This window comes from uncultured Sphingomonas sp. (genome assembly GCF_937859915.1).
Lineage (GTDB): Bacteria > Pseudomonadota > Alphaproteobacteria > Sphingomonadales > Sphingomonadaceae > Solisphingomonas.
In genome coordinates this window covers 61,181-68,953 of the sequence record NZ_CALMAW010000062.1, presented here as the reverse complement: position 1 = coordinate 68,953, position 7,773 = coordinate 61,181, and the positions used below count along the sequence as shown (strand labels likewise).

Here is a 7,773-nt window from a genome sequence, read left to right as displayed (position 1 = left end):
TCGTCGCGCTTGGCACCGACCGCGAGCTTCGAGGCATTGGCGAGCTGCTCGAGATATTCGTTGCTCGCCGACTGGACGATGTCGTTGCGCGTGCCGGCGACGATCGGCGCCAGCGTGGCGGGATCGGCGGGCGTCACCTTGTCGACATGGACGACGTACCAGCCCGAACCGTTGCCGGCGGGCACGAGCTGCGTGCCACCGACCGGCGCGCGGAACAGCGCGGCGAGCGGCGGCGGTACCTGACCCTGCAGCTTGGCGAGGTCGAGGCGTCGGCCGCTGGTGGTGTGGACGTCGGGCAGCTTGACCGGCGCCGCCTTGAACGCATCGGCGATCGCCGTGCCGCTCTTGACCTTGGCCAGGATCGCGGTGGCGATCGCCCTGGCGCGCTCGCTGGCGCGATAGGCGGTGACGTCGGCGGTGACGCGCGGCTTGACCTGCGCGAACGGGATCGGCGCGGCGGGCAAGACATGCGCGACCGCGAGGACGGCATAGCGCTCGCCCGGCTGCACGGTCTGCATCGTCGCGGGATCGTCGGGCTGGGCCTTGAAGCCGGGCGCGAGCAGGGGCTGCACCTCGGGCGCGGGCTTGTAACCGGCCTGGTCGGGAGCGATGCCGCCCGCGGTGATCGCCGGCGTGTCGGCCGCGGTCAGACCGTTGGCCTTGGCGACGTCGGCGAAGCCCTGACCATTTGCGAGCGAATCCTGCACCTTGGCGAGCAGGGTGGCGAGCGCCTGATCCTGCTTGGCCTTGGCGAGATCGCCGGCGATCTGCGGGCGCGCGGTCTCGTACGGCGTGGCGGGCACGCGGGCGATCTTGTTCGTCTTGACGACATGCCAGCCGAATTCCGACTTGACGGGATCGCTGACCCCGCCGTCGGGCAGGGCGAAGGCGGCGGCGGCGACGGCGGGCGAGGACTGCACCGCATATTGCGCCTGGCTCTTGTCGCCGATCGCGATGTCGGCGGCGGCGAAGCCGGCGGCCTTGGCGGCGTCGGCGAAGCTCTTGCCGCCGGTCACGCTCGCCTTGAACGCCTTGGCGGCGGCCTCGGTCGGCAGCACGACCTGCGACAGGTCGCGCGTCTCGCGTGCGGCATATTTGTCAGGGGTGCTGTCGAACAGTTTGCGGATCTCGGCTTCGGTCGGGATCGCGGTGGCGGCGACCTGGTCGCGGCCGATCAGCGCATAGCGCAACACCCGGCGCTCGGGCGTCGTATACGCGCCGAGATGCGCCTTGTAGAAGGCGGCGACCTCGGCATCGGTCGGCGCCGGCCCGCCCGCGGTCAGGGCGGTCGGCACGAAGCCGATCGACCCGCTGCGCTGCTCCGCGATCAGCCCGGCATAGGCCTTGATCACGCCGTCGGGCAGCGTCAGCGCGCCGGTGACGGGGAGATAGACCATCCGTCGCACCAGATCGCCGCCGAGATCGGCGCGCACCTGCGCGTCGCCGATATGTTGCTGCGCGATCGCGGCGAGATAGGCCTGCTGGCTGAAATTGCCGTCGGGGCCGCGGAACGCGGGGATCGCGGCGATGCTGCCGTCGATCTGCTTCTTGCTCGCGACGAGCCCGATCGAGCGGCCGAATGCCTCGAGCGCGGTGGCGCCGATGGTCTGCTCGACGATCGGCGCGAACGCCTGCGCGACGAAGCTCGCCATGTCGAGCCCGGGCTGCTGCTGCGAGGCCTGGCCATATTGGGTGCGGATCCGCTGCTCCATCTCGGCCGTGCCGATGCTCGTGCCGCCGACCGTGGCGACGGTGCTGCCGTCGCCGGCGGACGAGCCCGTCCCCGGCATCTCGCGCGTGATCACGCCGGTGGCGATGAACGCCAGCGCGACCAGGGCGAAGATGATCACGACAAGTTTCGGACTTTTGCGGAAGACGGAGAGCATGCGGATTCCCGATCACGAAGGCAGCGCCTCCCCTAGAACGGCTGCGCGCCGCCAGCAAGCGAGCCGCTGGCGTGCATCCCGGCGTGCGGCTATCTCATCGCCAACAACAAGCGGAGACGGGCATGCGCAGACGGCTGATCGCGGGAAACTGGAAGATGAACGGCTCGCGGAGCAGTCTGGCCGAACTGGATGCGATCGCGGCGGCGGCCGAGGCGGCACCGGGCGTCGATGTCGCGATCTGCCCGCCCTTCACGCTGATCGAGCGCGCGGTCGCGCGCCAGCCGGGGCTCGCGATCGGTGGGCAGGACTGCCACGCCGCGACCAAAGGTGCGCACACCGGCTGTATCGCCGCTACCATGCTGGTCGAGGCGGGGGCGTCGATGGTGATCGTCGGCCACTCCGAGCGCCGTGCCGACCAGCACGAGACCGACACCGAGGTGAAGGCCAAGGCCGAGGCCGCGATCGCCGCGGGACTGATCGCGATCGTCTGCTGCGGCGAGACCGCGGAGACGCATCGCGCGGGTGAGACCAAGACGGTGGTCTCGAGCCAGCTGCGCGGTTCGCTGCCGGTCGCGGGCGGGGACGCGCTGGTCGTCGCCTACGAGCCGATCTGGGCGATCGGCACCGGGCTGACCCCCACCGCCGACGACGTCGCCGCGGTCCACAAGACGATCCGCGGCGTGTTGGTCGAGCAGCTTGGCGCGGAGCGTGCGGACGGCGTGCGCATTCTCTATGGCGGCTCGGTCACGGCCGGCAATGCCGCGGAATTGCTGGCGGTGCCCGATGTCGACGGGGCGCTGGTCGGCGGCGCGAGCCTGACTGCCGAAGCGTTCGTGCCGATCATCGCGGCGGCGGCGCGCTGATCTTCGGAAACAGAAACCTCCGTTCGTCCTGAGCGAAGTCGAAGGACCGGCTGCAAGCGCTGCGCTTGATAACACGCACTTCTAATTCGCTCAGTGGGAACGGCGTTGGGGGTAGCGGGGGATGTTACGCGGCTCATGCCCGCATTGAACTCGCCTCGCACCCGCGCTAGAGGACGCGCCTGATCGTCCGGCCTCGCGTCCGGCGCCCATCTCCTTGCCGAAGAGACCCCCGATGTTCACCTTCCTGCTCGTCGTCCATGCGCTGATCGCCGCGTCGCTCGTCGGCGTGATCCTGATGCAGCGGTCGGAGGGCGGTGGGCTCGGTATGGGCGGCGGCCCTGCGGGGCTGATGTCGGCGAGGGGCGCGGCCGATTTCCTGACCCGCGCGACCGCGGTGCTGGCGACCGCCTTCGTGCTGATGGCCTTCCTGATGGCGGTGCTGGCGACGCGGCGGGATTCGGGCGGCACGATCGACACCAGCCTCGCGCATCAGGGGCAGGTCGGCCCGATCACCGCGCCGACCCCGGCCGGCTCGCCGATCGCGGGCATCCCGATGGCGGGCGGTACGCCCGCCGCGACCACGGGCGCGCCCGTTCCCGATGCGGCGACCGCGCAGGCGCTGCAGCCTGCCGCGGCCGGCCTGCCGACCGCCAAGCCCGCGCCGACCCCCGAACAGGCGAAGGCGCAGGCCAAGCTCGAGCATGATCAGGCGCAGGCGCTGCGCAAGGCGGCGCCGGTGAGCCTCAAGACGATCGACACGCCGAAGGCGAGCAGCTCGATCGGCATCAACGGCGTCTCGACCGGATCGCATGCCGGCACGGCCGCGGCGCCGGCGGCGAAGCCGGTACCGACGGTCACCGCGCCCGCTCCGACGGCACCTGCGGCCGGCAGCAGCGGCAACTCTCAGTAATTCAATCTCTTAGTTTGGTTGTCCGCGCGCGCCGCGTCGGCGCGGGCGGCCCTTTCGACGTGCGTAGCGGAGTCGCCGACTTGCCCTTTCTCGATTCGTACCGCTAAGGCCCAACTCCCATGGCGCGGTTCATCTTCATCACCGGCGGCGTGGTTTCCTCGCTGGGCAAGGGTCTCATGGCAGCGAGCCTCGCGGCGCTGCTGCAGGGGCGGGGCTATAAGGTCCGCATCCGCAAGTTCGACCCCTATCTCAACGTCGATCCGGGCACGATGTCGCCCTATCAGCATGGCGAAGTCTATGTGACCGACGATGGCGCCGAGACCGATCTCGATCTCGGCCATTATGAGCGTTTCACCGGCGTCGCGTCGCGCCAGTCCGACAATGTCACCTCGGGTCGCATCTACCAGACGATCATCACCAAGGAGCGCCGCGGCGACTATCTCGGTGCCACCGTCCAGGTGATCCCGCACGTGACCGACGCGATCAAGGCGTTCGCGCGCACCGACGTCGACGATCTCGACTTCGTGCTGTGCGAGATCGGCGGCACCGTCGGCGACATCGAATCGCTGCCGTTCATGGAGGCGATCCGCCAGCTGCGCACCGATCTCGGCCGCGGCAACAGCGTGTTCGTCCACCTGACGCTGGTACCCTATCTGGCCGCCGCGGGCGAACTCAAGACCAAGCCGACCCAGCACAGCGTGCGCGATCTGACCGCGCTCGGCATCCAGCCCGACGTGCTGGTCTGCCGCTGCGAGCAGCCGCTGCCCAAGAGCGAGCGCGCCAAGATCGCCTTGTTCTGCAACGTGCGCCCCGAGGCGGTCATTCCCGCGCTCGACGCCGAGACGATCTACGGCGTGCCCAGCCAATATCATGCCGAGGGGCTCGACGCCGAGGTGCTGCGCGCCTTCGATATCGATCCCGACCGGAGCGCGCCCGAAATGCGCAAATGGCTCGAGATCGAGGACCGTATCGCCAATCCCGAGGGCGAGGTGACGATAGGCGTCGTCGGCAAATATACCGGCATGAAGGACGCCTATAAGTCGCTGCACGAGGCGCTCGTCCATGGCGGTATCGCCAACCGGGTGAAGGTCAACATCCGCTGGCTCGATGCCGAGCTGTTCGAAGGCCCCGAGGCCGACATCGCACCGGCGCTCGAGCCGATGCATGCGATCCTCGTCCCCGGCGGGTTCGGCGAGCGCGGCTCGGAGGGCAAGATCGCCAGCGTCCGCTTCGCGCGCGAGAAGAAGGTGCCCTATTTCGGCATCTGCCTCGGCATGCAGATGGCGTGCATCGAGGGTGCCCGGAACACGGCCGGGATCGAGACGGCCTCGACCACCGAGTTCGGCCCGACCGACGAGCCCGTCGTCGGCCTGATCACCGAGTGGATGACGGCCGAGGGCCTGCAGAAGCGCGAGGAGGGCGGCGATCTCGGCGGCACGATGCGGCTCGGTGCCTATGATGCCAAGCTCGCCGGCAACAGCCATGTCGCGGCGATCTATGGCGGCCAGGCGATCTCGGAGCGGCATCGCCACCGCTACGAGGTCAACGTCCACTATCGCGACGCGCTGGAGAAGGGAGGGCTGGTGTTCTCGGGCATGTCCCCCGACGGCGAACTGCCCGAGATCGTCGAGCGGCCCGACCATCCCTGGTTCGTCGGCGTCCAATTCCACCCCGAACTCAAGAGCAAGCCGTTCGAACCGCACCCGCTGTTCGCGAGCTTCATCGAGGCAGCGCTCAAGCAGAGCCGGCTGGTCTGATTCAGCGCGTCGTCCCGGCGAAAGCCGGGACCCATTGATGCGGCGCATCGCCGGGGGTCGGGGACGACAGATGTGTGACCGGTGCCGTGTGCTGACGCGGCATAGCGATGACGGCGTGCGATAGCCGGTGCGCCGCCGTCTATGGATCCCGGCTTTCGCCGGGACGACGGAAACGGCTGAAAAGGCCGCCGCGCTATTTTCCCATCCCGTCGAACGCGTTCGCGGCCGCCGCGACATCGGCCATCTCGTCATTGCCCGACGCGCTATTGCCGTCGCCTTGCGACCGTCCGCCGGCGAAGTCGACCGCAGTCCAGATGATCCCCGCCGCCCACAGCAGCGCCATCCAGCGGCTCTTGAAGATCGCTTTGTGGCGGATCGGCAGCATGGATGCGATGCTACCGACCAAAGCTTAGCCGCTGGTGAAGATCAGGGACCTTCGGTGAAAGGATCGCTGCCCGGTTCGGGCGGCTGGCTCGGCGTCGCGCCGGGATCGCTGGGGGTGACGATCGGCGGATCGACCGGGGTCGGCACCGGATCGTCGATCGGTGTGACGGGATCGCCGGGAGGTGGTTGGCTTGCCATGATCTGCGCTCCGATTGAAGGGTGCAGGATCAACGCGCAATGGTCTCGATGGGTGCAGGTGAGCGGGCCCAAATGCGAAACGCCCGGATCTTGCGACCCGGGCATCCCGCGTGACGATCGCTCGTCAGCCCCCAGTTTCGGCGTTCGGCCCGCTCGCGGTTCCATCCCCCCTCAGAAAGGGAACCACGGGGCCGAGACGCCCTCCCCGAACCATGGCCGTGCCTGTGTTCGTGCATCATCCCTAGAGGCAAGACGCCGGGCTTGTCATTGGCATAGTGGAGCGGCTGCAACGAAAGGACACGCTCTGTGTCGATTCCGCAACATGGGGCGAGGTTGCCACCGCAAGCCGTGCGCAATAGAGCGGCGACGCCCCCTGCATTCCGTGGTGCGGGCGTCACTGCGAAGGTCGCGATGCGTCTCTCCCGCCACTTCCTGCCCGTCCTCAAGGAATCGCCGACCGACGCGCAGATCGTCAGCCACAAGCTGATGCTCCGCGCCGGCCTCGTCCGGCAGACCGCCGCGGGAATCTACGCCTGGCTGCCGCTCGGCCTGCGCGTACTCCGCAAGATCGAGCAGATCGTCCGCGAAGAGCAGGACCGCGCCGGCGCGATCGAGCTGCTGATGCCGACGCTGCAGTCCGCCGATCTGTGGCGCGAATCGGGCCGCTACGACGCCTATGGTCCCGAGATGCTCCGCATCAAGGATCGCCACGACCGCGACATGCTGTACGGACCGACCAATGAGGAGATGATCACCAGCCTCTTCCGCGAGAGCGCGCGCTCCTACCGTGACCTGCCGCGCATCCTCTATCATATCCAGTGGAAGTTCCGCGACGAGGTCCGCCCGCGCTTCGGCGTGATGCGGGGCCGCGAATTCCTGATGAAGGACGCCTACAGCTTCGACGTCGATGAAGCCGGCGCGCGCCACAGCTACAACCGGATGTTCGTCTCCTATCTCAACACCTACGCGCGGATGGGGCTGCGCGCGATCCCGATGCAGGCCGACACGGGGCCGATCGGCGGCGATCTCAGCCACGAGTTCATCGTGCTCGCCCCCACCGGCGAAAGCGATGTCTTCTATCACCGCAATTGGGAAACCTCGGTGGCGCCGGGCGCGGTCGACTTCGACGATGCCGAGGCGCTGCAGGCGATCGTCTCCGGCGCGGTCGCCGACTATGCCGCGACCGACGAGAAGCGCGACTTGCCGCGCGAGGCGGAAGCCGGCGCCGATCTGCGCCAGTCGCGCGGGATCGAGGTCGGGCACATCTTCTACTTCGGCGAGAAATATTCCAAGCCGATGGGGCTCGAGGTGCAGGGCCCCGACGGCACCAAGCTCACCCCGCATATGGGCAGCTACGGGATCGGCGTGTCGCGGCTGGTCGGCGCGATCATCGAGGCGAGCCATGACGAGGCCGGGATCATCTGGCCCGACTCGGTCGCGCCCTATGCGGTCGGCCTGATCAACATGCGCGCCGACGATGCGACCTGTGCGGCCGCGGCCGACGATCTCTACGCCAGGCTGCAGGCCGCGGGCGTCGAGACGCTGTACGACGACCGCGACGAGCGCGGCGGCGCCAAGTTCGCGACGATGGACCTGATCGGTCTGCCCTGGCAGATCGTCGTCGGCCCCAAGGGCATCGCCAAGGGCGTCGTCGAACTCAAGCGCCGCCCGACCGGCGAGAAGATTGAGCTGTCGATCGAAGATGCGATCGCGAAGGTGGCTTCTTGAGCTCTGAATACGCCCCCACCTCCGTTCGGCCTGAGCGCAGTCGAAGG

6 protein-coding genes and 1 pseudogene are annotated in these 7,773 nt (G+C 68.6%); 4 read left to right on the top strand and 3 right to left on the bottom strand.

What is annotated here, in order from left to right; genetic code table 11:
- A partial coding sequence (locus tag Q0326_RS08710) for a peptidyl-prolyl cis-trans isomerase (RefSeq protein WP_298689213.1) occupies positions 1–1,850 on the bottom strand: 1,850 nt, incomplete at its 3' end.
- Between the two features lie 158 nt (positions 1,851–2,008).
- Here Q0326_RS08710 and tpiA point away from each other — a divergent pair.
- The 3 genes and pseudogenes from tpiA to Q0326_RS08695 all read left to right on the top strand — a co-directional run bounded on the left by tpiA (position 2,009) and on the right by Q0326_RS08695 (position 5,416).
- Positions 2,009–2,749, top strand: a complete 741-nt coding sequence (gene tpiA / locus Q0326_RS08705; RefSeq protein ID WP_298689211.1) for a triose-phosphate isomerase — start codon at positions 2,009–2,011, stop codon at positions 2,747–2,749.
- A 232-nt stretch (positions 2,750–2,981) separates the two neighbouring features.
- Positions 2,982–3,233: pseudogene (gene secG / locus Q0326_RS08700) on the top strand (preprotein translocase subunit SecG); the annotation flags it as partial.
- A gap of 545 nt (positions 3,234–3,778) precedes the next feature.
- Positions 3,779–5,416 carry a CTP synthase gene (locus tag Q0326_RS08695; RefSeq protein WP_298689209.1) on the top strand — a complete coding sequence of 546 codons (1,638 nt, stop codon included), beginning with the start codon at positions 3,779–3,781 and terminating at the stop codon, positions 5,414–5,416.
- A 193-nt stretch (positions 5,417–5,609) separates the two neighbouring features.
- Here Q0326_RS08695 and Q0326_RS08690 read toward each other — a convergent pair whose 3' ends face one another.
- On the bottom strand, positions 5,610–5,801 hold the full coding sequence (locus Q0326_RS08690) for a hypothetical protein (RefSeq protein ID WP_298689207.1): 192 nt from the start codon (positions 5,799–5,801) through the stop codon (positions 5,610–5,612).
- Positions 5,802–5,842: 41 nt separating this feature from the next.
- Positions 5,843–5,998, bottom strand: a complete 156-nt coding sequence (locus tag Q0326_RS08685) for a hypothetical protein (RefSeq protein ID WP_298689205.1) — start codon at positions 5,996–5,998, stop codon at positions 5,843–5,845.
- A 411-nt stretch (positions 5,999–6,409) separates the two neighbouring features.
- Between Q0326_RS08685 and proS the strand changes: the two genes are divergently transcribed.
- Entirely contained in the window at positions 6,410–7,726 is a 1,317-nt protein-coding gene (gene proS / locus Q0326_RS08680) for a proline--tRNA ligase (protein WP_298689203.1), read from the top strand.
- The last annotated feature ends 47 nt before the right edge of the window (positions 7,727–7,773 follow it).